Source organism: Streptomyces sp. NPDC050147 (assembly GCF_040660195.1).
Taxonomy (GTDB): Bacteria; Actinomycetota; Actinomycetes; order Streptomycetales; family Streptomycetaceae; genus Streptomyces.
Genome location: NZ_JBFALJ010000014.1, coordinates 38,240 through 62,438, shown reverse-complemented (window position 1 = coordinate 62,438; position 24,199 = coordinate 38,240). Strand labels below are relative to the sequence as shown.

The following is a 24,199-nucleotide window of genomic DNA, read 5'->3' as shown; positions in this document are numbered from 1 at the left end:
CCGGTGGGGTCGGTCAAGGCAGGATCTCGACGTACCCATCGGTTCCGTGTACGCGGATGCGCTGCCCGTCCTGGATCAGGCGGGTGGCTCGCTCCACGCCCACGACGGCCGGCAAGCCGTACTCGCGGGCGATCACGGCGCCGTGCGTCATCAGGCCGCCCACCTCCGTCACCAGGCCCGCGATGCCGACGAACAGCGGTGACCAGCTCGGGTCCGTGAAAGCCGTGACCAGGATGTCGCCCGCTTCGAGATCGGCATCCGCCATGTCGAGGATGACGCGGGCGCGTCCCTCGACGGTCCCGGTGGAGACCGGCAGCCCGACCAGCGCCCCGGTCGGTGCGTCGTCGCGCCGGTAGGACCCGGTGAGGGCCTCGCCGTCCGATGTGAGCACCCGGGGCGGCGTGAGTGCGTGGTACGACCGGAACGCGTCCTTACGTTGCTGGATGAGCCGGTCATCCACCTGGTTCGAGCGCACGACCTCGTGGAGTTCCTGGAACGTGAGGTAGAAGATGTCTTCCTTGTCAGGAAGCACGCCCGCTTCCACCAGGCGTCCTGCCTCCTCGAGCAGGGCCTGCTTGTAGACGAAGTAGCGGCGGATGATGTCGTACTTCGGGTACTCCCGGTACCCGATGAAGGTTCTGACCCGGTCGATCATCCCCTTGGCCTCGTCGGCCTTCCGGTCCCCGTCCGGCAGGTCCCGCAAGCGTGACAGCACTTCCTGTTCCTTCTTCCGCGCCTTCTGCCGCCCCTGCTCGAAGCGCCTTTCGGCGGCGCCCGGTTCGAAGTTCCTGACGTTGTCGAGGATCACGGGCACGAGTGTGGTGGGGCGCTCGCTCCAACGTGGCCTCGTGATGTCGATCTCGCCGACGCAGCGCATGCCGTACCGGTCGAGGTAGGCCTGAATGGCGTCGCGCGCTTCGGTCCCGCCCGCGAGCTTCGCCAGCTCGTCCAGGAAGTCCTCGTCCTCGACTCCTTGCAGGAAGGCCACCACCTGTGGGTGCGGGCGGATCACGTCCGCGACGTCGAGCAGCGCCAGTCCCATCTCCGACGTGATGTTGTCGGGGGCGGACAGCGTGAGGGTGTCAGCCGCGTTCTTCTCGCCGAGCCACTCCTGCAACTTGTCGTTGAGCCACCACGTGGCCTCCATCCCCGCCATGATCGCCTGCATGCTCAAGGGGTCACTGAGGACTCGTTTGTGCTCCTCGAAGGCCTCCAGCAGGAAGTCGAACAGAGCCGGTCCGGTCTTCGTCCGGATGCCGCGCTCCAGCGCGACGACGGACTCCCGGCTACGCGCGATCAGCTCGGTGACGACGGCCGGATCGGTCTCGACCGGGGCTGCGGACGCAGCGCCGGCCGACGGCCCGCCAAGTCCCGCGTCCGGGAGCGACGGGATGGAATCGTCGCGGTTGATGAGGGTTTCCAGCGCGTCCCTGACCAGCGGATCGCCTTTCCCCATGAGGTCCAGGAGGGGGGCGCGGCTCGCGGGCGAGGCCAGGCGCGGGGCGACGTCGACGAACAGCCTTCCGCCTGCCTCGTGCATCGGTACCAGGGCCGTCAGCTGCCACATGGAGAACCCCAGGGGCTTCATGGGGTCGGTCATCATCTGCTGATGGCCGACGGAGACGTAGACGTGATTGTCCTGGTCACCGGCCTCGGGGACGGGAAAGAGAGTGGTGATCGGTCGGCTCTGAACGATGTGGAAGCTCCCATCGCCATCGCCATCGCCATCGCCATTGCCATCGCCACCGTCACTGCCAGGGTCATTGGACAGGCACCATTCGATGTCCTGAGGGCAGCCGAAGTGCGCTTCGATCCGCCGCCCGAGCTCCACGAGTTTCAGGACCTGGCCGTCCGTCAGCGTCGGCTGCCCCTGCCGCCGCGAATCGACCGTCACTTCCTGAGTGCCGCCGGTCGGCAGAGCCCGCACGGCACGCTGTTTGGCGGCGATGGTCTTCGCGACGACTTCGCCGTGGCGCACCTTGAAGACATCGGGGTTCACCAGGCCGGAGACCAGCGCTTCGCCGAGGCCGAAGCCCGCGTCGACGGTGGCGACCGAGCGGTTGCCCGTGACGGGGTCGGCCGTGAACAGGATGCCGGCCGCGTGGGGGAAGACCATCTGCTGCACGGCCACGGCCATGTGGACCGTGCGGTGGTCGATGCCGTTGCGTCGGCGGTAGATCACGGCCCGCTCGGTGAACAGCGAGGCCATGCACCGGCTGACGTGCTGGAGGATCGCCTTCGGGCCCACGACGTTCAGGTACGTGTCCTGCTGGCCGGCGAAGGAGGCCGTGGGAAGGTCCTCCGCCGTCGCGCTGGAGCGGACGGCGTAGGCGGCATGCTCGCCACACCGTTCGAGCGCGCGGGAGATCGCCGCCGCCAGATCGGCCGGGATCGCGATCTCCTCGATGGTTCTACGAATCCGCGCGCTGAGCGTGCGGATCGCCTCCCGGTCGTCCGGGCTCACGCGCGAGAGCTGATCGAGCCCCTCGTCGATCCACGGCGCTTCCGCCATGATCCGCCGGAAGGCGTCCGTCGTCACGCAGAAGCCACGCGGCACGCGGATGCCTTCGATCCGCGACAGCCCGCCCAAGTGCGCGCCCTTGCCGCCGACGAGCGCGACCTGCGTCTCGTCCACCTCTTGGAAATCCAACACGTACTGCTCAGTCACTGCGATACCTCCGGGGCAGCCGTGCTGCGTTGTACTGGGGCGGCCGATCGAATCACGGGCGCCTCCAACTCCATGGAACTTCTTGTCTCGCCACACGCACGTCAGGCCCTCATGTGCGCTGGTGGTGGCGTCGGCGGCCGATTCTGCGCCCTGACCCGGGTCTTGTGGCAAGCCCCCTACTGGGTTATAAGTTGACAGAGGCAAGGAGAGTTCTCTCCTTGCCTTTGTTGTTTGCCGTTCCCGTGACCGGCTCGGATTGCCGGGGGAGGCGCGACAGGGTGCGCCCGCCGTCATCTCCGGGCAGAGTTGTGGGCGAGGTTGTGCCAGTGGTGCACGTGGCGAAGGACAGCTGAACTGACGCGAGGTGCTCTCGCGGAACCGGGGCGATCGATGTTCCGTACGCAGGCGGCCGACGACGGCGACGAGCTGCTTGCCAGGCTCGGGGCTCTGACTGCCCGGGCACGGGAGCTCGCGGAGATGCAGCGCTCCCGGGTCGAGCTGGCAGTGGCCCTGCAGCGCGGCATGCTGCCGCACGATCTTCCGGAGCCTCCGGGCGTCCGGCTCGCTGTGGGCTACATGCCCGCCAATCACGGGCTCAACGTCGGAGGCGACTGGTACGACGCCTTCACCATGCCCGACGGCCGTATCGGGCTGTCCATCGGAGACGTACAGGGACACAACATCAAGGCCGCGGCGTTCATGGGGCAGGTCCGTGTGGGCCTGCGCGCGCTGGCCTCCGTCACGGGTGACCCGGGGGAACTGCTCACGCGCACCAACGACCTCCTCATCTCCTTGGGCGCGGACCTCTTCGCGACGTGCACTTTTCTCCGGCTCGACCCGGCTACCGGCGTCCTGGAGTGCGCTCGGGCCGGCCACATTCCTCACATCTGGGCCACGGCCGACGGCCGGTCCGGTGTCGACGAGGGGGAATGCGGGCCTCCGCTCGGCGTGCTCGAAGGCGCCGAGTACCCCGTGGTGTGCCACCGGCTCACCACGGACGGCGTCGTCGTGCTGCTGACCGACGGGGTGGTGGAGGGGCCGTCACTGAGTCTCGACGAAGGCCTGCGGCGGGTGATGCGGCTCGCCGAGATCACTACCGCTGCCGGGCTGGGCATCAACGCTCTCGTAGGGGGTGTGATGCGGCTGGCGGACACGGTGGGGCATGAGGACGATGCCGCCGTCCTCGTCGTGGGCCACGACGGCGGCGCGCTGTAGCGGCGCCCACCCGACGCGCCGTGAAGGGACACGACGCGACGGGACGCAACGCGACGGGACGCGACGGGACACGGACAGGGGCCTTCGCATGGCCGAAGTGGTCCGCTCGGTGTCTGATGGCTGCTGTGTTGGTGACTCGGCGGTTCCGGCTGTCCCTGGAGGTGGTCCTCAAGACACTGGCCGTGGCCGCCTGCTACTACGTGGCCGGGCGTATGGGCCTGCTCGGGCGCCTCACCGTCGAGGGAGTGATCGTCACACCCATCTGGCCGCCCACCGGCTTCGCCGTTGCCGCACTGCTCGTCTACGGCGTGTCGGTCTGGCCCGGGATCGCCGTGGGGTCCTTCCTCATCATCACGTCCCTCACCACCCCGCAGCTCACCACGTTCGTCACCGTGGCGGGCAGCACCGTCGGCCCGCTCTGCGCCTACCTGATGCTGCGCCGGGTCGGTTTCCGGCTCGGCATCTCACGGCTGCGCGACGGCCTCGCCCTGGTCTTCCTCGGTGGGCTCGGCGCCATGCTGATCAGTGCCACTACGGGGGTCGGTCTGCAGGTGGTGACCGGTGGACTGGCGACGGGGGAGTTCTGGTCCGTATGGCTGGCCTGGTGGGTGGGCGATGCGATGGGTGTCCTGCTCGTCACTCCGCTTCTGCTCGTGCTGGTGGGAGCCACTGGGCCGCTGCGGCTGAGGCGATGGAAGGAGATGCTGTTCCTGACCCTCACGGCCCTGATCGTCCTGCCTTTGGCCGTGGTCGGTGAACTGAGCCTGCTTTTCCTCGTCTTCCCGCTGCTCATCTGGGTGGCGTTGCGCTTCCAATTGGCCGGGAGCATGCTGTGCGCGCTGTTCGCGTCCGTGTTGACCACCTTCGAGGCGAACAGGCGGCAGGGCGCCTTTCTCGACCTGTCGGCCATCGAGATCATGACTAAACTTCAGGCGTTCAACGGCGCCACCGCGCTGACGGCGCTCCTGTTGTCCGCCATGGTCGCCGAACAGCGTGCCACTCGACGGTCGGTGCAGAGTGCCTGTGAGGAACTCGCCGAAGTCCTGGAGCACCTGGCCGCGGGGGAGACTCCGCCCGAACTGCCCCCCGGACACATCGCCGCTCTCCATCCCGACGACGGGACGGAGCTGGCACTCGACAGCCGCTGGGACACGGACGTGTAAAGCGGCGCGATCCCGGCCCAGGTGTGGGTTTCGGCGGCCGGGTGCCGCCGCTGAACAGGCGACGCCTACGTGATCGGCCTACGTTGAGAGTCCAGGGCCCCGCATTCGTGAGCGGGCTCGCCGGAAGTTCGCCGGAAGGAGGAGCTGTCTTGGCTTACCAGGCCGGTCCGACACGGTGAAGGGGTGAAGGACGAAGGGGTCAGGTTCTGGCCGGGCTCTTGCGGGCTGCGGTCCTCGTCGCCCTGCGTCGCCGCCGCGACCGTTCGTCCTCTCCCATGCCGCCCCATACGCCCGAGGCCTGCCCCGTCTCCAGTGCCCAGTTCCGGCACCGGTCGATGACCGGGCAGCGATGGCACACCCGCTTCGCGGCGAGCAGGTCCTCCTCGGCGGGGCCTGAGGTGCCGACCGGAAAGAACAACTCGGGATCTTCATCAGCACAGGCGGCTTGCCGCCACCACAGCTCCATGACGCCTCCTTGCGGCGCTGGATTCAAGCCGCGCCGCCAGATCGGTTGTGCCGTGTTCACGCTGAACCACAGCGCGGGTTCCCGGTACACACCGGGTGAAACAGGAGGGCACACGGGCAACATCCCGCGCGCCGGAACGAAGTCCTGACGCCACAGGGGTCGAAGCGTCCCGAGCGGGGAACTCGACGCTCGGCGTCGACGACCGTTCACGGGCGGACCGCGTGGTGCCGCTGCCGCGGTGCCGCGGTATCTGAGGAAAGGAGCGCCGAGCGCTCATGGCACAGACCACAGAAGAGTCCTTGGCAGGACAGACCGCGCTCGTCACCGGAGGGTCGCGGGGCCTCGGTCTGCTCATGGCCGACCAACTGGCCGCCCGCGGCTGCACAGTGATCCTCGCGGCCCGTGACGCCGACGAGCTCGCGGTCGCCCAGAAGAAGCTGCTGCACCGCCGACCCGGCGTCGCCGTTCACACCTCGGTCTGCGACGTGCGCGACCAGGAGGCGGTGCACGCCATGTTCCGGGCCGCTCACGACACCTGCGGCGGACCCGACATCGTCATCGCCAACGCCGGCATCATCCAAGTGGCACCGCTGGCAGCCATCGGGGCCAAGGAGTTCAAGGACGCCATGGACACGATGTACATGGGGGCCGTGCACACCTGCCTCGAAGCGCTTCCGTATCTCAAGGAGAGCGAGCGGGGAGGACGGTTGGGCGTCATCTCCTCGGTGGGCGGGCTCATGGGCGTGCCTCACCTTCTGCCGTACGCCGGCGCGAAAGCGGCCGCGGGCGTTTTCGCGGAAGGTCTGCACGCCGAACTCGCCGCGAGCGGGGTCAGCGTCACCGCGGTATATCCGGGACTGATGCGGACCGGGTCGCATCTCCAGGCCGAGTTCGGCGGCGCGCGCAGCAAGGAGTTCGGCTGGTTTTCCACGGTGGCGGGAGCGCCGCTGGTCTCGATGAACGCGCAACGCGCTGCCGAACGCATCGTCAAGGCCGTCGTACGGCGCCGCACACGGCTGGTCCTGACGCCTCTGGCCCGTGCGGCCGACTTGGCCCACGGCGTGGCCCCCGCCGCGACGACGCGCCTCAACGGCCTGGTGGCGCGCCTGCTGCCGCAGGCGCCCCCCGGTCGCCCGAGCCTGCGTCGCGGCGCCGAGGTCGAGCCGCCGAAGGGAGCGGTCAGCGGCCGCTTCCAGACGTGGGGGAGCGCCCTGAACGAGCGGGCCTCCGACGCTTACAACCAGCGGAAGACCTGACCCTTGCGGCCGGGCCGCGTCAGGGCCTGTCCCGGCGAGCGGCGGCGCGCGGCAGCCTCGCTCGCCGGGCGGGAGGAGGGTCATGCCGCGGCTGCCGGGGTGTTGCACCCACTCACGGCCGCTACGGCGTCGCCCACCGCCAAGTCGGCGAGAGCGGCGCGCCGCTGCCCGGCGCGCACCCGCTCTTCGCCACCCACCCGTCGGAGCTCTGGTTCAGATGACGCCCTGGGCCAGCATCGCGTCCGCCACCCGCTCGAAGCCCGCGATGTTCGCGCCCGTCACGTAGTCGCCGGGGGCGTCGTAGCGCTCGGCGGTCTCGTGGCAGGTGGTGTGGATGTCGTTCATGATGTGCGTCAGTTCTTCCTCGACCCGTGCCGCCGACCACGACGTACGGGCGTGGTTCTGCGCCATCTCGAGCGCGCTGACCGCGACGCCGCCCGCGTTGGCCGCCTTGCCGGGCCCGAAGGCGACACCCGCCTGCTGGAACAGGTGCACGGCATCGGGCGTCGTCGGCATGTTGGCGCCCTCCGAGACCACCTTCACGCCGTTGCGGATCAGCGCGGCGGCGTCATCGGCCTGCAGCTCGTTCTGCGTGGCCGACGGCAGCGCGATGTCGGCCGGGACCTCCCAGACCCGGCCGCCCGGCACGAAGCGGGCCGAGGCGCCACGGCGTTCGGCGTAGGCGTCGACCCGGCCGCGCTCGACTTCCTTGATCTGCTTGAGGAGATCGAGATCGATGCCCTTCTCGTCGACCACGTAACCGGACGAATCCGAGCAGGTCACGGCGTTGGCACCGAGGGCGGCCAGCTTTTCGATGGTGTAGATGGCGACGTTTCCTGAGCCGGAGACGACCGCCGTACGACCCTCCAGGTCCTCACCGCGCTCGCGCAGCATCGCCGCCGCGAACAGGACGTTGCCGTAGCCGGTGGCCTCCGGACGGATCAGCGAACCGCCCCAGCCCTGGCCCTTGCCGGTGAGGACGCCGGCCTCCCAGCGGTTGGTGATGCGCCGGTACTGGCCGAACAGGTAGCCGATCTCCCGGCCGCCGACGCCGATGTCACCCGCGGGCACATCTGTGTGCTCGCCGATGTGCCGGTACAGCTCCGTCATGAACGACTGGCAAAAACGCATGACCTCCGCGTCGCTGCGGCCGTGCGGCTGGAAGTCACTGCCGCCCTTGCCACCGCCGATGCCGAGGCCGGTCAGCGCGTTCTTGAAGATCTGCTCGAAGCCCAGGAACTTGATGACGCCGAGGTTCACCGACGGGTGGAAGCGCAGGCCGCCCTTGTACGGGCCGAGCGCGCTGTTGAACTCCACCCGGAAACCGCGGTTGACGTGGACGCGGCCCCGGTCGTCCTGCCACGGCACCCGGAACAGGACCTGCCGCTCCGGCTCGCACAGCCGCTCGATCAGTCCGGGCTCGGCGTACTCGGGGCGGGCTGCGACGACCGGCGCCAGCGTCTCCAGGACCTCGTGTACGGCCTGGATGAACTCCGGCTGGGCCGGGTTGCGGTGCTCGATCTCGCCGAGCAACTGCGCGAGCGTCGTCTTCGTCTCGGATCGCGTGGTCAAGGGGGCCCTTTCTGGCACGGCTGACACCGGGGATCCAGTACGGGGCGCGGCGCGCTGGCGGCGCACTCCGGTACTGCCCGGTCGGGGCGCTCGGCGCCGTTGCCGTGCGCGTGACACTCATTGTGTTACGCGCATGTAAACATACTGAGCGGCATCCGGGTCCAGGGTGCGACCACTATGCGAGATCAGTCATCGTGCGCCGCCCCCTCGCGAGGGCTCGGTCGCGAGCCCGCACGGCCGTCCTGTCGCTTGGCTCGGCTCGGGGCCGTCGGGGTGTCTGCTTCCGGGGGCGCTTCGCGCAGCCGGAGAAGGTACGTCGCGGTCAGCGCGACGGCACGGTCCTCGTCGTGGGAAAGCTCGACGAGCGCACGTGACGTCGTCGTCCCCGGGATGCCCGCCATCGCCTGCGTCAGCCGTCCGCGTGCGGGCGCTCCGCTGGTGTCGTCGGCGAGGCGGTCGACGAGCCTCGTCGCGATGTGGTCCGCCCTCGCGGAGTCGCTCGCCAGCACGCTCAGCGCGTCGGCCGCATCGGTGTCGTTCCGCCCTTCCACGATCATGTCGATGAGCGCGGGAACCGCATCGGCGACCCCACGCGCCCCGAGCGCCAGAGCCGCGTACCCGCGGACCACCGCGTCGGGGCACGTAAGGGCCTGGAGCAGCAGAGCCCCGGCCTCATCGCCGGGCAGTTCGGCGAGGGACTGAACGGCGCGTTCCCGCACCGCCGCCACCGGTGAGCAAAGGCCCTGCGCCAGCAACGCCGCACCGTCGTCGCCTGATCGCGCGAGCGCCCACCGAAGGGCTCCGGCGACGTTCGGGTCCGTCTCGTCCAGTACCGCCTCGACCAGGGCTTCCACCGGCACCGGAACCTCGTCGTCCGAGGAGAGGGCCGCACGCTGACGCGCACTGGCGCTCTTCGAGCCCAGGGCCTGGAGCAGCGCGACGACTTGGAGGACGTCCTCCCAGTCGGCGGGGTCAGCGGCATCGATCCGGCGCAGCCGAGTGAGCAGTTCGGTCTCGGCCGCGATGCGTTCGCGTGTCTGCAGGACGAGGTCTCCGACGAGGGCCGAGGGCGTGAAACCGGATTCGTCGAGCGCGCGCCCGATCTCACGCAGCGACAGTCCCAGCGACCGCAGGCTCTCGACATGGAAGATGCGCCGGATGTCCTGCCCGGAGTACTCCCGGTAACCGGAGCTGGTACGGCCGGAGGGCCGTACCAGGCCGAGCGACTCGTAATGCCGGAGCATGCGGGCACTGACCCCGGACCGTCGCGCCACCTCACCGATCAACACGCTTCATTGTCCCTCCGGGCCGGCCCCGCCGAGGGCCACCACGCGTTTCGCCTCCTCGATCGCGAACTCGAAACCGGCGTCCGGGTCGCGCAGCAGCCGCTGTGTGGCGAGCGCGTGCGTGCGCGTTCGTGGCTCTGGAGCCGTCGTCGCGGCGAGCAGTGCCGGCTCAACCGCTTCCCCCAGCGCGACCATGGCCCGGCTGAGGCTCAGCTGCGTCTCCCGCTCACCGCGCCCCAGTTGCGTCGCAAGCACCGTGGCCAACGCGGACTCCTCGCCATCCGGCACGAGGATGACCGCGGCCCGCCAAGCGCTACGGGCCACCTCCTCGTCGGGGTCGCAGAGCAACGCCCCCGTGATCGCAGGCCACGCCCGCCGGTCCCCGATCTTCGACAGCGTGTGCAGCGCCTGGCTGCGGGCCTGTGCCCGCTCCGAGCGGAGCTCGCGGACCAGCTCGGGGAGTGTCATGGAGACCGGATGGCGGGTGAGCGCCCAGGTCAGCATGTCGCGGACGAAAAACTCCGGCTCGATCGCGCATCGCTCGATGAGCTTGTCGACGAAGCGCGGGTCAGGCGCCGTGCCGACCGCCAGAGCGGCTCGCAGTCGGACCGACGAACGGCCGTCCTCCAGCCCCTGAAGTGCTCGTAGCGCCTCTGTGTCCCCTCTAGTGACGGTCATCTGGACCACCTCCTCGCCGAGCAGTGAAGACCTTGACACCGTGTCAAGGTCAAACAGCGCGGAGGAACGCGTGCCGCGCGACCGGGTCGTTGGTTAGGGTGACGAAGCAGAGGCTGATCCGCGGTGCGGTCATGGTCGCTGGAGGGGGAGTCGGACACGACGGGGGGCTCGCGTTGGATCGCCTGGCCGGAGTGGAACCCGAAGCGGGACCCGGAGCGGAATTACATTTCCGCGGGTGCGTGTGACCGGGCGGCCGACGCCCGCGGTGCTGCCCCCGCCGCTGCGTGCGTGGCTCGGACTGATCGCGGCCCTCGCCGCGCTGGTGGTCGTCACGCTCGGGGTTCTGTACGCAGGCCACAGCGAGCCCGGCAGGGTGGACCGATGGGTCGTCGAGCCGACCGCGGACAGCGTGCGGCCGCCGTGGCGGTACGTCGCTCTGGCCACGGATTTCTGGGGGGAGCCCGCCGGGGCGGCGACGCTGGTCGTGGCCGCCGTGGCGGGCTGTCTGCTGCTTCGGCTGCCGCGGGGGGCGGTCCTCGTCGTAGGCGGCGCCGGTATGACCGTGGTGACGACGACGCTGATCAAGCCCTTGGCGGGGCGCACCATCCACGGCGACGGCAACCTGTCCTATCCGAGCGGGCACACTGGCTTCTTCACCGCCCTCGCCTTGGTGGTGGCGCTGCTCGCCGCCGGCCGGCTCGGCCTCGGCAGGAAGGCCGCCACGCTACTGGTGCTCGCCGTGGCGCTGGTCGCCGGCGCCGCCATGGGCTGGGCGCAGGTGGCCCTGAGCGCGCACTACGCGACCGACGTCCTGGGCGGCTGGTGCACCGCGCTGGCGGTGGTTCCGGCGACGGCGTGGCTGGTCGACCGGTCGGCCGACTCACTGGCCGACCGGGCGGCCGACGCCGCCCCGCGGGGACGCCGCTGACGTCGCGTCACATTGCGCCACGTGGCGTCAGGTCACCTCACGCCACGTCACGTCATGGCGGGCCATGTCACCTCACGCCAAGCGGCGGAATACGGGCTTCACCGGCCGCCCCGCCATCCAGGGAGTGGGGTCACCGGCGTCAAGTGCCTTCCGGTAGACGGCACATGCCTGGGCCACCACCTCGATGGTGTGCTCGATGTCGGCGTCGCTGAGCGCGCTGCTCACCACGAACGACGGGGCGAGCACCCCGCCCATGAGGAGCCGGCGCAGGAACAGCGTGCGGTAGTGCTGCGACGGCTGCAGTTTCTCGTCGAGGGTGGCGAAAACCAGGTTGCTGGCCCGGCCCCGGACGACGACGTGGTCGCCGACGCCCATGCCGGCCGCGGCTTCACGGACACCGGCGGCCAACCGCTCGCCCAGGGCGTGCAGCCGAGCGGTGATGCCCTCCTCGGCATAGGTGGTCTGCACGGCCATCGCGGCGGCCAGCGCGTGCGTTTCCGCGCCGTGCGTGGTGGACAGCAGAAACACTCGGTCGCCGGAGTGACGCAGCCCGCCCCGCTCCATCAGCTCGCGGCGTCCGGCCAGCGCGGAGACGGCGAATCCGTTGCCCAGCGCCTTGCCGAACGTGGAGAGGTCGGGGACCACGCCGTACAGCCCTTGGGCACCCGCCTCGGACCAGCGGAACCCGGTGATCATCTCGTCGAAGATCAGTACACAGCCGTGCCGGTCGGCCAGCTCGCGCAGCCCCACGAGGTACTCGGCGCGGCCGACGGGTTCGAGGATCAGGCAGGCGATCTCGCCCTCGTACCCGGTGAGCAGTTCCTCCGTGGCGGCCAGGTCCCCGTACGGGAACGCCACGGTGAGTTCGGTGGTCGCCGCCGGAATGCCGGCGGACAGCGGCGTGGTGCCGATGAACCAGTCGTCGACGGAGAAGAACGGATGGTCGCCGCAGATGGCCACTCGCCGGCGCCCGGTGGCGGCGCGGGCGAGGCGTACGGCGGCGGTGGTGGCGTCGGAGCCGTTCTTCGCGAACTTCACCATGTCGGCGGTCGGCACCGTGGTCAGGAAGCGTTCCGCGGCATCGACCTCCACGATGGAAGGCCGGACGAAGTTGCTGCCGCGGTCGAGTTCCCGTCGTACCGCCTCGATGACGCGTGGGTGGGCGTGGCCGAGGCTGACCGACCGCAGGCCGGAGCCGTACTCGATGTAGCGGTTGCCGTCGATGTCCCACACGTGGGCACCGTGGCCGTGGCTGATGACCGGGGCCAGGTCCTCGGGGTACTGGTCGTCGCCCTTGGCGTAGGTGTGCGCGCCACCGGGGATCAGGGCGTGCAGCCGCTCGTTCGCCGTCCGCGATCTCGGCAGGCCGAACTCTTCGTTGTCCACGCCGTCTTCATCCTTCCTTGTGCTTCAGGACCTCGGCGAGGCTCGGCGCCTCCCGGTCCCGCGGGGACATCGAGGTGACCGGCAGCGGCCACGGAATGGCGAGCTCCGGGTCGTCGAAGGCGATCGTCACGTCCTCGGACGGATCGTGCGGGCGGTCGATCCGGTACGAGGTGTCAGCGGTTTCGGTCAGCGCCTGGAAGCCGTGCGCGCACCCCGCCGGGATGTAGAGGGTCGTCTGCGTCTCGCCGGACAACTCGAAGAAGGCCCGGTTGCGGTACGTCGGCGAGTCCGCCCGCAGGTCCACGACGACGTCGAAGATCTGTCCGTACGAGCACCGCACCAGCTTGGCCTCGCCCGCGCCGGAGCGCAGATGCAGGCCGCGCAGCACGCCCCGGACCGAGCGGGACAGGCTGTCCTGGAGGAAGGAGTCCGGGTCGAGGCCCACCGAGCGGACCACGTCGGCGTCGAAAGTACGGCAGAAGAAGCCGCGTTCGTCGGCGTACGGCGTCGGCTCGAACAGGTACGCGCCGTCGATCGCCGGGACTTCGGTCGCTTTCAAGGAGTCTCCCGCATCGCGTGGGTGTGGTCGGTCGTCGGCAACAGGGCCGCGGTCAAGGCGGTGAACTGGTGCTCAAGGCGCCGGGCGGCGACCAGATTGCGTTCGGAGAGGATCCGCCGCAGCTCCGCCGATCGTCGTTCAAGGGCCCGGAACTGCTCGAGCAGCCGGTCGGCGTCGACCTCGCGGGCCGGGTGGCAGTAGGCGCCGACCCCCATGTCCGCCATGAGCGCGTCGCTCTTCGCCGCATAGCTGAGTGCGAGTGTCGGTGTGCCGACCTTCAGTGCGCAGACCAGGTTGTGGTACCGGGTCGCCACCACGCTTTCGGCAGCCGCCATCTCCTTCATCAGATCGGCGAGCGAGGCCGCCTCGGCGGCGGTGACCAGCGGCGAGTCCACCGCGTCGAGAATCGCGGCGACCACCGGCCGGTCGACCTCGTCGCCGGTGAGCAGCCGGACCTGTCTGCCCTCCTCGACCAGCGCGCGGACGAACCCGGTCGTCCCGTCGAGGTAGCACCGGTGGATCTCCTCGGCCCGGGCGCGGTCGTCGTCGCCGCCGTGGAAGGCCATGACGCCGACACAGACCGGGCCCGGCAAGCCCGCTGGGCCCGATGGAGCGCTTGCCGCCGGCGTCGGTAGGGCGAAGGCGAGGTCCGGGTAGATCTCGTCGCGCGCCGTGTCCACGCCCATCGCCCGCATCGCGTCGCGGGACAGGGCGTCCCGGTACGACCGGTAAGCGGCGAGCCGCGCCGACCACCGCACCAGAGTCCGGGTCGGCCGGCTGCCGATGGCGGCGGCGCCCACGCCGACCAGCGCGACCCGCGTGCCGAAAAGCCGGCCGCTCGCACAGAGCAGGAACAGCGAGTACGGGAAGCCCCACGGCCGCAGCGGCAGCGTGGCCTCCAAAACGCCCATGCCCGGCACGATCACCACGTCGTGCCGACGCACCCAGGCAGCGGTGCGGACGGCGTCGACGATTTTGCCGAGCCCCTTGGCCGCGACAGCACCGGCGCGTGACGCGGTCCGGTACTCCCCGCGGTACCAGTGCAGCCGTGTCGCGGGGATCCGGTACCGGGCCGCGACGACCTCGGGTCCGCCGCACAGCGCGTCCACGACCGCGTTCGGATGCTCGGCGCGGAGATAGCCGAGCACGGCCTCGAGCGACCCGTCGTTGCCAAGGTTGCCGGAGCCGAGCAGACCGAACACCCCGACGCGTACCGGAGTCTCGTCCGCGGACGTCATGCCTGCCTGCCCTCACGGCCGGCGACGAGGGCATCGACGGAGACGTCGAGCCGGCCCGGGTCGACCGGGGCGCGGTCCTCGACCCGCTCGCCGGAGCCGGGCCGGGCCCGGCTGCTCATCCAGGCGGCCAGGTGCCGGTAGCAGGCACGACGGTCGGCCGCGGACAACGGCGCCCGCTGGATCGCCGCGACGAAACCCCAGACGTACTCGACGAGCAGCCGGGGCGTCGGGTGCAGCGGGCCCGCCCGGCGCGGGTCCAGGTTGACGCACCGGGAACGCTTGGAAGGGTTGGCCCGCTCGGCGCGGGTGGGGTGGTCGCGGCGGAAGTACAGCAGCTCCGGCACCTGGTGGAAGGGCCCGTGCAGGCCGATCTCGGCGACGAACGTACGGTCCGCGTGGTGGTAGCTGTCGTGCGGTTTCACCCGGCGCAGCACGTCGGCCCGCATCACGCCGTAGAAGTCGTCGCCGCCCGGCTCGAACAGCATGCTGCGAAAGCGCACCGGCGCGTGCGGCGAGTCGGTGGCGAGCGTGTACTCGTAGGGGACCTTCACCTGGCCGTCCTCGTCGATGACCGCCTGGCCGGAGTGGGCGAGGACCACCTCCGGCCGCTCGTCGAGCGCCTCCACGCAGCGCCGCAGCAGGTTCCTGGCGTACAGGTCGTCGTGCGAGGCCCACTTGAAGAGCTCGCCGTGGCACTGGGTGAACACGTAATTGTGGTTCGGCGCGGCGCCGATGTTCCGGAGCAGCCGGATGTACCGGATACGCGAGTCCTGTGCGGCGTACTTGCCGCAGATCTCCTGGGTCGCGTCGGTCGAGGCGTTGTCGGAGATGACCAGCTCGAAGTCCTCGTAGGTCTGGCCGAGCAAGGCGTCGAGCGCCTGCGCGAGGTACTCCTCGCCGTTGTAGACGGGCAGGCCGATGCTCAGCCGGGGTTGGGCGGTCATTGCGTCCTCACTTCGGGAATGGGATGGTCGTGGCGCTCGCGCACGGCGGACCGCAGCTGCAGCCACCACACGGCCGAGCCGCAGAGCGTCGCGGCGGCGACGCCCCAGGCCGAGCCGACCGTGCCGGCCACGGCCGCTCCGCCGAGTCCGCCGCCGACATAGCAGGCGGAGGCGAAAAGCTGGCTGCGCAGGCTGCGCCGGGCCGCGGCGAGCGCGCGGAGTCCGGCTGCCGCGCCGGTGCCGAGGCCGGCGCCCGCGACGCCGAGAGTGGCGGGCACGATGAGCTCGGAGGCGGAGTGCCAGACGCCGCCGAGCACGAGCTCGCCGACCCGGTCCGGCATCAGCAGCAGCGCCGCGCCCCAGAGCAGCGCGGCGACGGCCTGACCGCCGCCGAGCAGGAGGCAGAACACGCCGAGACGGTGCGGGGCCCGCCGCAGCACCCGTGCCGCCTCCGCGACGGTGACCAACGAGAGACCCATCAGGACGGCCATGAACGGGCCGAGCAGGAGCTCGGCACCACGAACCGCGCCGACCGAGCCGATCCCGACGATCGCGCCGAGCCCGTACGCCCGGAGTTGGCTCGCGCCGCTGACGCAGGTGTTCTCGGCCAGATACCGGTAGCCGAGGTCGCGGTGTTCGCGAAGCCACAGGCGCGCTCCGGTCACGTGCGGCCGGATGCCGGACTGGAAGCAGCCGTACACCGCGGCCACCGAGGCGGACCCGCCCCAGGCGAGCACGTAAGCGGCCACGCTGCCCACATGGGCCGCCACCACCATGGCCGGGACGAGCGCGACGCCCCACACGACGTCGTTGACGAACGCCTTGCGTCCGCTCCCGGCGGCGAAGAACGAGTACCGCCAGGCGTCCTGGAGCAGCAGCCCCGGCAGCATGACGCCGAGGCAGGCGAACGCGAGCCCCACGCTGCCGCCGACCGCGAGCCCGCCCGCCAGGCACGCCGCGCCGATGGCGGCACCGACGCCCAGCGCGGCGCCCGAGGACCGGGCCACCGCCCCGCGCCAGGACGCGACCGGCACCCCGCTGAAGCGCACCACCAGCGGGTCGGTGGCCACCCCGCGGGAGACGCTGAGCACCACTCCGTAGGTCACCCAGGCCAGGCTGAACACGCCGAACGCGGCAAGCCCGAGCGAGCGCGCCACGTAGACGCCCACCACGAAGTTGCTGATGCTGGAGGCCGCCTGGTCGGCGAGGCCCCAGGACAGCCGGCCGACGATGCCCTGCCGGGCCGATCCGGCCGGTGCCGTCGTCTTCTCCCCCTCGGTGGTCATCGGTGTCACTTCTTGAGCAGTCCGGCGCCGTGCAGAGCGTCGGCCGCGGCGGCGACAGCGCTGAACGGCAGCCCGGACCGCTCGGCGACGTCCAGCAGACCGTGCTCGCCGTCGGAGAGGCTGAGCACCCAGAGCATGGCCATCTGCGCCTGCTTCGCGTCGCTGCGGCCGCCGAGCGAGTCGTACAACCCGCGTCGGCCAAGCTGCGGTTCGCCGTAGGGGCTGAGGTTGACGTAGCGCCGGTTGCGGTCAAGGACGGCGAACGCCTCGCGGCAGACGGCGAGCGTGTCCGCCATCGCCTCCGGGGAGACGAAGTCCGGGTTGTCCGCCGAGGTGTGGTACTCGGGGTAGCTCGCGTACGGGGTCCGGCTGAGCGACCCCACGCCGAGATCGAATCCGGGGGAGCAGAACTGCCGCTCGTCGTAGCCGTACGGAGTGAACTCGGCGACGCTGTGCGGGCGTTCGGAGGTGGCGAGGACGTGCCGCATCACCCGGTCGATCTCCGCGTCACCGCGCCTGCTCTGCTTGTACGTGAGCTGGCCCCGGTCACCCGCGCAGGCCAGCACGAGGCCGTGCTTGATCCGCTCGATCCGTTCCGCGTTGCGGGCCAGCCAGGTGATGGCCCCGATGGTGCCGGGCGCGAAGATGAACCGGTAGGTGTAGTAAGGCGTTCGCTCCGCCAGCGCCCGGGCCAGGTACGTCGCCACCGCGATGCCGGCCAGGTTGTCGTTGGCCAGCGACGGGTGGCAGACGTGGCAGGAGACGATCACCTCGTCGGGGACCTGACCGGGGACCACGTGCTCGGCGTAGGTGAGGTGCCCGTCGGCGAGTTCGGAGTCGACGCGCACCTCGTAATCGCCGTCCGGCAGCGCGTCCAGGGCCTCCTGCGAAAGGCAGAACCCCCACTCCGGCTTGTAGTAGCTGGTGCGGTACGGCACCCAGGACGGGTGCTCCGGCAGGGTGTGCAGATGTCCGCGCAGCTCCGCCAGCGGCATGGTCCTCGACACCGGCACGCTGTAGCCGAGCACGTGCAGGCTGGACGCGGCGAAGTCGACGACCCGGTTGCCCGCGCCGTCGGCGATGTACGCGTCGCGGATGTTCCACTCCTGCGGCACCGTCCAGTCGAGCACCTGGGTCCCGGTCGGCACCTCGTGCACCCGCAGCGGGACGTACTCGCCGACGATTTCCAGGGTGGCGCGCACACCGTCACCGGTGATGCTCCGGCACAGCGGGTACAACCGCTGCACCAGAGCGTGCATCTCTTCACCGGCCTCGGTCATCGGCGCCACCGCAGGGTGTCGTCGACGGTGCCGGCGTCGGACGCCGCGCTCAGCACGGCAAGGCGGGTGAAGCGTCGCTCGAAGTCCTCCCGGGTCAGAGAGAACTTCCGGTACGCGTCGGCGAGTTCCAGTGCGCCCTGCTTCACGGTCCACTCGCAGTCGAAGCCGGGTATCGCGGCACGGAACCGGGAGAAGTCCACCCGGTAGGACCGCGGGTCGGCGCCGTTCTCCCCGGTGATCCGCACCTTCGCGCCGGCCACCGCCTCGGCGACCTGCTCGGCGATCTCGGCGACCGTGACGTTGTTGATCTCGCTGCCGATGTTGAACGCCCGGTCGTGCACCGCTTCCCGCGGCGCTGTCAGCGCAACCGCGAAGGCCCGTGCGATGTCGCCTGCGTGCACCAGCGGCCGCCAGGGGGTCCCGTCGGAGAGCACCAGCACCTCGCCGGACAGGAGCGCGTGGCCCACCAGGTTGTTCAGCACGATGTCGGCGCGCAGCCGGGGGGAGTAGCCGAAAGCGGTGGCGTTGCGCATGAACACCGGGCTGAAGTCGCCGTCGGCCAGCGCGTGCAGGTCGTCCTCCACGCGGACCTTGGACTCCGCGTACGGCGTCACAGGCCGCAGCGGGGCGTCTTCCCCCACCAACCCTTCGCCGCCGGCGGCTCCGTAGACCGAGCAGGTCGACGCGTACAGAAAGCGCCGCACCCCGGCTTCGCGGGCCAGCCGGGCAAGGCGTACCGACGCGTGGTGGTTGATGTCGTAGGTGAGGTCCGGCGCCAGCGCTCCCAGGGGGTCGTTGGACAGCGCGGCCAGGTGGATCACGGCGTCCACCCCGGCCACGTGTGCGGCCGTGACGTCGCGCAGGTCCACCCGGTGCCCCGAAGGGTCCGCGGGTGGCGGGCCAAGGACGCAGTCGGCGAACAGGCCGGCGTCGAGACCGACGACCTCGTGTCCGGCGGCTGTGAGCACCGGGGCCATGACGGTGCCCAGGTACCCCTGGTGTCCGGTGAGCAGTACGCGCAAGGTTCATTCCCCCAGGTCGAGAGTGAGTTTGGTGACCGCGAACGCCTCGGCGTAGCGCGCGTGGCATTCGATGCCGCGGATCCGTGCGAGACCGAGGAATGCCTCCCGGTCGTACCAGGGCCGGTGCCGCTGCGAGGGGTAGTGCTCCTGCAGCAGTCGCACCTTCTGCTCGGCGATCTCCGGCGACAGCGGCTGGTAGGCCGCCGGACGGCCGAGATCGCCGTCCCATTTGACGATCTCGTAGCCGAGCACGAGGTGGTCGCGGAACGCGGTGGGTATCAGCTGCGCCAGGCCGCGGTGGTCCTGGTGCGCGTCATCGGTGCGCGGGGCGAGCACGAGATCCGGCTCGGTCTGACCGCGCAGCTCCTCGACCGCGGCCTTGGCCTCGTCCCAGTGCGTCGGCATCCGGCCGTCCGGCAGTTTGAGCACGGTCAGGCGCAGTTCGGCCCCCGGGCAGAAGGCGGCGAGCGCGGCCTGTTCCTCCTGCTCCCGCTCGCTGCCGCCGCCGGAGAGCACCAGCGCGTCGACGCGGATGCCCGGCCGCGCGCGGCACACCGTCAGGAGCGTGCCGCCCGCGCCGATGGCGATGTCGTCGCAGTGCGCGCCCACCGCGACGATCCGGTCCAGGCGCCCGGTCCCGAGCCGGATCACGCCTTGGCTCCGGCGGGGTCCCGTTCCCACACGGCCCATGGTCGCTCTCCGCGGGCGTAGGCGGCGTCGAGCGCCGCCCGCTCCTTCACGGTGTCGGTCGGTTTCCAGAAGCCGCGGTGCTTGTAAGCCACCGCCCGGCCCCGCTTGGCCAGTTGGGCGCATCCGTCGGCGATCAGGTCGCCGTTCTCCGGTATGTGGTCGAAGACTTCCTGGCGGAGCACGAAGTAGCCGCCGTTCTCCCACAGCGGCAGTTCGCTCACCGCGGTGATGCCTCCCACCAGGCCGTCCTCGCCCAGGTCCACGCAGTGGAAGGAGGACTGCGGCGGCACGACCATCATCGACGCACCGGCGTCGCGCCGGGCGAACTGGTCGATCATTTCCGGCAGCGGGGCGTCGGTGAGCACGTCGGCGTAGTTGGCGAGGAACATCTCGTCGCCGTCCAGGTGGTGCCGTACCCGGCGCAGCCGCTCCCCGATCGGTGACTCGACGCCCGTCTGCGCGAACGTGATCGTCCAGTCCGAGATGTCGGTCGAGAGCAGCTCGGTCTTTCCGCCCCGCAGCACGAAATCGTTGGACGTCGTCTCCTCGTAGTTGAGGAAGAAGTCCTTGATGTGGTGAGCCCCGTACCCCAGGCACAGGATGAACTCGGTGTGCCCGAAATGCGCGTAGTAGCGCATGACATGCCAGATCAGCGGCCGCGGGCCGACCATCGCCATCGGCTTGGGTACGTCGTCGGATGCTCCGGCGCGCATACGCAGCCCGTAGCCGCCGCAGAACAGTACGACCTTCATGATGCGCCCTCGACAATGCTCAGTTCCGGGATGGGAAAGACCAGACGGCCGCCCCAGGCGTGTACGAAGGACAGCTGCTCGACCAGCTCGGCCCGCAGGTTCCACGGCAGGACGAGGACGTAGTCCGGTCGGTCGGCGGCTATCTGCTCCGGCGGCAGGATCGGGACGCGGGTGCCGGGCGTGAACCTGCCGTGCTTGTAGGGATTGCGGTCGACGGTGTACGCGAGCAGGTCGGGCCGGATGCCGCAGTGGTTGAGCAGGGTGTTGCCCTTGCCGGGGGCGCCGTAGCCGACGACCGTCTGACCGCGCTCGGCCGCTGTGATGAGGAACTTGAGGAGGTCCCGGCGCACCTTCGCCACCCGAGCGGAGAACTCGGTGTACCCGGACAGCTCCTGGAGTCCGGCGGCCTTCTCCCGGTCGAGCACCTCGGCCACGCGCTGGGTCGGCTCGCCCGCCACCTCGGCCGGCCGGGCCCACAGCCGGATGGAGCCGCCGTGCGTGGGCAGCAACTCGACGTCCACGAGCGTGAGTCCGCCGCTCGCGAGTGCCCGGGTCGCGGACGCGACCGTGTAGTACTGGAAGTGCTCGTGGTAGATCGTGTCGTACTGGTTCTCCTCGATTAGGGTCAGCAGGTGCTGCACCTCGATGGAGACCCAGCCGTCGTCGGCGACCAGGGCGCGCAGCCCTTCGGTGAACCCGACCACGTCGGGGATGTGCGCGTACACGTTGTTGGCCACGACCAGGTCCGCCGGGCCGTGCTCGGCGCGGACGGCCGAGCCGGTGTCCGGGCTGAGGAACTCCGTGAGCGTGGGCACGCCCGCGTCCCGTGCCGCGGCGCCGACATTGACCGACGGTTCGATGCCCAGGCAGCGGATCTCCCGGTCCACCACGTGTTTCAGCAGGTACCCGTCGTTGCTCGCGACCTCCACCACGAAGGCGTCGGGGCCCAGCCCCACCCGCTCCACGGCGTCGGCGACGAAGGTGCGCGCGTGCTCCACCCATGAGGTCGAGAAGGAGGAGAAGTACGCGTACTCGCTGAACGTCTCCTCCGGCGTGATCAGTGGAGGCAACTGCGCGAGCCAGCATTCGGTGCAGACCCGCAGGTGCAGCGGGTACGCGGGCTCCGGCTCGTCCAGTTGGTCCGCGGCGAGAAAGCTCTCGCACGGCGGGGTCGCCCCCAGATCGACGACGCTCCCCATCGCCGCCGAGCCGCAGAGTCGGCATCGTGTCATCTACTTCCCCCATTTCTGCTCGCACGGTGCCCCCACCGCGAGCCTGTGCTTGGTTCTCCTGCCGGCCGCGGGCTGTCCCCGCCGCCGGGCCGACCCGCGATCGCGGCTCGGTATTCGTCCATCAGTCGTTCAAGGCCGACGGCCGGGCTGAAACCCTGCTCGTAACGGAGCCGGGCCGCCTGGCCCATCTCCTGGTTGCGGGCCGGTTCGGCCGTGATCCGACGTAGGCAGGACGCGAGCGAGGCGGCGTCGCCCGGTTGGTGCAGCGACCCGGTCACGCCCTCCTCGACGAGTTCGACGAAGGAGCCGTGTCGGGCGGCGACGGCAGGGACGTTCGCCGCCATCGCCTCCGCGACCACCAGGCCGAACGTCTCCAGGGCCATGGAGGGAGCCACCACGGCCACCGACCGCGCGACGGCCTGCCGGCACTGGGCGGGGTCGTACAGACCGACGTAGCGCACGTCGTCCCGGCCCGCCGCCCAGGCGGTCACCTCTGGCTCCAGTGGCCCCGCGCCGGCGATCACGAGCGGCACGCCCACACCGCCGCTCGCCGTGATCTGGTCCCACGCGGTCATGAGCAGCCGCACTCCCTTGGCCTCCGCGAGCCGCCCGAGGTAGAGAACATGCTCGCCGTCGCCCGATCGGCGGGCGCCCGGGTCGGGCACGAAGTTGTGCTTCACCGTGAGCCGTTCGGGCGGCATGCCGGATCGCACCAGGACGTCGCGCTGCGCCGCGGAGATGCACAAGAACCGCTCCACGCCGGACCACCACCGCCGCCGGTTGACCGCCAGGCTGACCGCGAGCGGCACCGTCGCAAGCCGGGAGTCGCGGTAGCAGCCGTGCCGGATGGCGGGGAGCGCCGCCTTGGAGCCGACGCACTCGTAGCACGGCCGGCCGTCCCGGTGCAGCGTGCCGGGCGGGCAGACCTGGGTGTAGTTGTGCAGCGTGGCGACGACGGGCACGCCGGCGTCGGCACAGGCGGCGATCACCGCGGGCGACAGGAGCGGGAAGACGTTGTGGACGTGCACCACGTCCGGCCGCTCGGTGCGGAGCAGGGTGGCCAGTTCCGAGCGGACCGCCGGATTCCATGGCACGAGGAGCGGCACCGCGGCCTTGGCCAGGAGGGAGCGGGCGGCGATGTCGTCGCTGCGTCGTTCGAACACCTCGACCCGGTGGCCGGCCGCGCGCAGCAGCTTCACCTCCTCGTCGACGACTCTGTTCTCTCCGCTCGGCTGTGCCGAGGAGTAGCGGTTGTGCACCACAAGGACATGCATGCTCAGGTCACCTCCTGGCCCATCGGGGGATACGTCGTCGAGGAACTTCGGCTGTTGTCGGCAGGGGCGTGTCCGTGACAGGGGCCGCGAGCAGCGAGGCGGCCAGGGCCAGATGCAGCAGATACGGCGAGGCGTCGCCGAGACCGGCCTCGGTGTACGAGGAGATCGCGACGTAACTGATCAGGAAGATCGCGCAGGCTCTCTGCAGCGACGGGGGCCGCAGCAACGCGACGCCCCCGAGGACGATGACGAGCGCCGCCACGAGGGTGACACCGATCAGCCCCTGCTCGTTGTAGACGGCCAGCCAGCTGTTGTCGATGGGCAGCCCGCCGAACGACTTGTCGCCCAGGCCCATGCCGAACACCCGCTCCGAGGTCGACCGGGGCGCCGCGAGGAGTGCGTCCCAGACCTTGGCCCGGCCGGTGAGGTTGGAGAAGTTCTCCTGGCTCTGTCCGCGCAGGAACCACGCCTGCAGCGCGGAGCTGAACGCCACCGCGGCGACCGTGGCGCACAGCACCGTCCAGGTGAAGAACCTGCGGGCGGCGGCGCTGGTCAGGAGCAGCGAGCCGATCGCGAGCACCACCCCGATGAGCAGACCTAGCGTGGCCGTCCGGGTATGGGTCAGCGCGAGCAGGATGAGTGACGGCACGATGACCACCGCCGCGCCGGCCCTGTCGATCCGGCGGCCCAGTACGAGCAGCACGGTGAGCCCGATGATGACCGCGGCGTACTGGCCGATCTGGGGCGGGGTGAGCGGCCACAACGCGCCGACGAGGCGACCGCCGTAGAGCTCGGGCATCGCCGCGCCCGGTGAGATGACCAGGCCGGCGGCCACCGACCCGAGCACCGCGAAGTACATACGGATGTGGTGCCGGACGAACGTCAGGTCGCCGTTCCACCAGCGGCTGAGCAGCCACAGCGTGGCGACGAAGAGAGCCAGCCGGGCGCAGCGGAACAGCGCGCCGTACCCCACTTCCAGGTTCGCGCTGGAGATCACGCTCGGCACGAGCAGCAGGGTGAGCAGCAGCAAGAAGGCGCTGGCCCGGATGCGCAGCCGGAGATTGAGCGCGAGGGCCAGCGCGAACGCGGCGACCAGCGCGCCCATGGTGGCCATCTGGATGAGGGAGCGGGGCAGCGGGACGATGGTCTTGGCCCCGGCGGAGCCGAGCGTGTTGAGGCCCAGCAACGCCCAGGCGACACCGACGGCCTTCGGTGTGCGGGCAGGGCGTGGTTCCGCACCGGGCCGTGTGTCCGCCGTGGCCGGGCCACGCGGCGGCCCACCGCGCATCAGGTCCCCGCTCATC

21 protein-coding genes are annotated in these 24,199 nt (G+C 70.5%); 4 read left to right on the top strand and 17 right to left on the bottom strand.

The annotated features are described in order from the left end of the window. Window positions 1-13: 13 nt before the first annotated feature. On the bottom strand, window positions 14-2,668 hold the full coding sequence (gene rph / locus AB0I94_RS22055; protein WP_363311289.1) for a rifamycin-inactivating phosphotransferase: 2,655 nt from the start codon (window positions 2,666-2,668) through the stop codon (window positions 14-16). A gap of 390 nt (window positions 2,669-3,058) precedes the next feature. On the opposite strand from rph, the gene AB0I94_RS22050 reads away from it, so the two are divergent. Both AB0I94_RS22050 and AB0I94_RS22045 read left to right on the top strand, forming a co-directional pair. Further along, entirely contained in the window at window positions 3,059-3,883 is an 825-nt protein-coding gene (locus tag AB0I94_RS22050) for a PP2C family protein-serine/threonine phosphatase (RefSeq protein ID WP_363311288.1), read from the top strand. Window positions 3,884-3,999: 116 nt separating this feature from the next. Beyond that, on the top strand, window positions 4,000-5,046 hold the full coding sequence (locus AB0I94_RS22045) for an MASE1 domain-containing protein (protein WP_363311287.1): 1,047 nt from the start codon (window positions 4,000-4,002) through the stop codon (window positions 5,044-5,046). Window positions 5,047-5,245: 199 nt separating this feature from the next. Here the strand turns inward: AB0I94_RS22045 and AB0I94_RS22040 are convergent, their stop codons facing one another. After that, a complete protein-coding gene (locus AB0I94_RS22040; RefSeq protein ID WP_363311286.1) occupies window positions 5,246-5,512 on the bottom strand; it encodes a WhiB family transcriptional regulator in 267 nt (88 codons plus the stop codon). Window positions 5,513-5,787: 275 nt separating this feature from the next. On the opposite strand from AB0I94_RS22040, the gene AB0I94_RS22035 reads away from it, so the two are divergent. After that, entirely contained in the window at window positions 5,788-6,768 is a 981-nt protein-coding gene (locus tag AB0I94_RS22035) for an SDR family oxidoreductase (protein WP_363311285.1), read from the top strand. A 213-nt stretch (window positions 6,769-6,981) separates the two neighbouring features. Here AB0I94_RS22035 and gdhA read toward each other — a convergent pair whose 3' ends face one another. The 3 genes from gdhA to AB0I94_RS22020 form a co-directional block, all read right to left on the bottom strand. Next, window positions 6,982-8,340, bottom strand: a complete 1,359-nt coding sequence (gdhA, locus tag AB0I94_RS22030; protein WP_363311284.1) for an NADP-specific glutamate dehydrogenase — start codon at window positions 8,338-8,340, stop codon at window positions 6,982-6,984. A 185-nt stretch (window positions 8,341-8,525) separates the two neighbouring features. Further along, window positions 8,526-9,629, bottom strand: coding sequence for a HEAT repeat domain-containing protein (locus AB0I94_RS22025; RefSeq protein WP_363311283.1), 1,104 nt, complete (start codon window positions 9,627-9,629; stop codon window positions 8,526-8,528). A gap of 3 nt (window positions 9,630-9,632) precedes the next feature. Beyond that, on the bottom strand, window positions 9,633-10,304 hold the full coding sequence (locus tag AB0I94_RS22020) for a HEAT repeat domain-containing protein (RefSeq protein WP_363311282.1): 672 nt from the start codon (window positions 10,302-10,304) through the stop codon (window positions 9,633-9,635). A 241-nt stretch (window positions 10,305-10,545) separates the two neighbouring features. Between AB0I94_RS22020 and AB0I94_RS22015 the strand changes: the two genes are divergently transcribed. Then, the gene (locus tag AB0I94_RS22015) at window positions 10,546-11,232 is read left to right on the top strand and encodes a phosphatase PAP2 family protein (protein ID WP_363311434.1); all 687 of its coding nucleotides are present in this window, start codon (window positions 10,546-10,548) and stop codon (window positions 11,230-11,232) included. A gap of 72 nt (window positions 11,233-11,304) precedes the next feature. On the opposite strand, the gene AB0I94_RS22010 is transcribed toward AB0I94_RS22015, so the two are convergent. Genes AB0I94_RS22010 through AB0I94_RS21955 form a run of 12 tightly spaced genes read right to left on the bottom strand, consistent with a single transcriptional unit; the run spans window position 11,305 to window position 24,198 of the window. Further along, window positions 11,305-12,618, bottom strand: a complete 1,314-nt coding sequence (locus AB0I94_RS22010; protein ID WP_363311281.1) for a glutamate-1-semialdehyde 2,1-aminomutase — start codon at window positions 12,616-12,618, stop codon at window positions 11,305-11,307. Between the two features lie 7 nt (window positions 12,619-12,625). Beyond that, window positions 12,626-13,177 (bottom strand): dTDP-4-dehydrorhamnose 3,5-epimerase, encoded by a 552-nt coding sequence (gene rfbC, locus AB0I94_RS22005; protein WP_363311280.1) that lies wholly within the window; start codon window positions 13,175-13,177, stop codon window positions 12,626-12,628. Further along, window positions 13,174-14,415: a polysaccharide pyruvyl transferase family protein gene (locus AB0I94_RS22000; RefSeq protein ID WP_363311279.1), complete on the bottom strand. Its 1,242-nt coding sequence runs from the start codon at window positions 14,413-14,415 to the stop codon at window positions 13,174-13,176. Before AB0I94_RS22000 ends, rfbC begins: the two co-directional genes overlap by 4 nt. Next, a complete protein-coding gene (locus AB0I94_RS21995; protein WP_363311278.1) occupies window positions 14,412-15,359 on the bottom strand; it encodes a glycosyltransferase family 2 protein in 948 nt (315 codons plus the stop codon). Before AB0I94_RS21995 ends, AB0I94_RS22000 begins: the two co-directional genes overlap by 4 nt. Then, on the bottom strand, window positions 15,356-16,645 hold the full coding sequence (locus tag AB0I94_RS21990) for a hypothetical protein (protein WP_363311277.1): 1,290 nt from the start codon (window positions 16,643-16,645) through the stop codon (window positions 15,356-15,358). Before AB0I94_RS21990 ends, AB0I94_RS21995 begins: the two co-directional genes overlap by 4 nt. Before the next feature lie 5 nt (window positions 16,646-16,650). After that, window positions 16,651-17,925, bottom strand: a complete 1,275-nt coding sequence (locus AB0I94_RS21985) for a DUF4910 domain-containing protein (protein WP_363311276.1) — start codon at window positions 17,923-17,925, stop codon at window positions 16,651-16,653. Further along, window positions 17,922-18,947, bottom strand: a complete 1,026-nt coding sequence (locus tag AB0I94_RS21980) for an SDR family oxidoreductase (protein ID WP_363311275.1) — start codon at window positions 18,945-18,947, stop codon at window positions 17,922-17,924. Before AB0I94_RS21980 ends, AB0I94_RS21985 begins: the two co-directional genes overlap by 4 nt. A 3-nt stretch (window positions 18,948-18,950) precedes the next feature. After that, window positions 18,951-19,598, bottom strand: a complete 648-nt coding sequence (locus AB0I94_RS21975) for a PIG-L deacetylase family protein (RefSeq protein WP_363311274.1) — start codon at window positions 19,596-19,598, stop codon at window positions 18,951-18,953. Beyond that, a complete protein-coding gene (locus AB0I94_RS21970; RefSeq protein WP_363311273.1) occupies window positions 19,595-20,389 on the bottom strand; it encodes a sugar phosphate nucleotidyltransferase in 795 nt (264 codons plus the stop codon). Before AB0I94_RS21970 ends, AB0I94_RS21975 begins: the two co-directional genes overlap by 4 nt. Beyond that, on the bottom strand, window positions 20,386-21,621 hold the full coding sequence (locus AB0I94_RS21965; RefSeq protein ID WP_363311272.1) for a class I SAM-dependent methyltransferase: 1,236 nt from the start codon (window positions 21,619-21,621) through the stop codon (window positions 20,386-20,388). The genes AB0I94_RS21970 and AB0I94_RS21965 overlap by 4 nt, the downstream gene beginning before the upstream one ends. Beyond that, a complete protein-coding gene (locus tag AB0I94_RS21960) occupies window positions 21,618-22,895 on the bottom strand; it encodes a glycosyltransferase (RefSeq protein ID WP_363311271.1) in 1,278 nt (425 codons plus the stop codon). The genes AB0I94_RS21965 and AB0I94_RS21960 overlap by 4 nt, the downstream gene beginning before the upstream one ends. Window positions 22,896-22,902: 7 nt before the next feature. After that, window positions 22,903-24,198 (bottom strand): O-antigen ligase domain-containing protein, encoded by a 1,296-nt coding sequence (locus AB0I94_RS21955; protein ID WP_363311270.1) that lies wholly within the window; start codon window positions 24,196-24,198, stop codon window positions 22,903-22,905. Window position 24,199 lies beyond the last annotated feature (1 nt).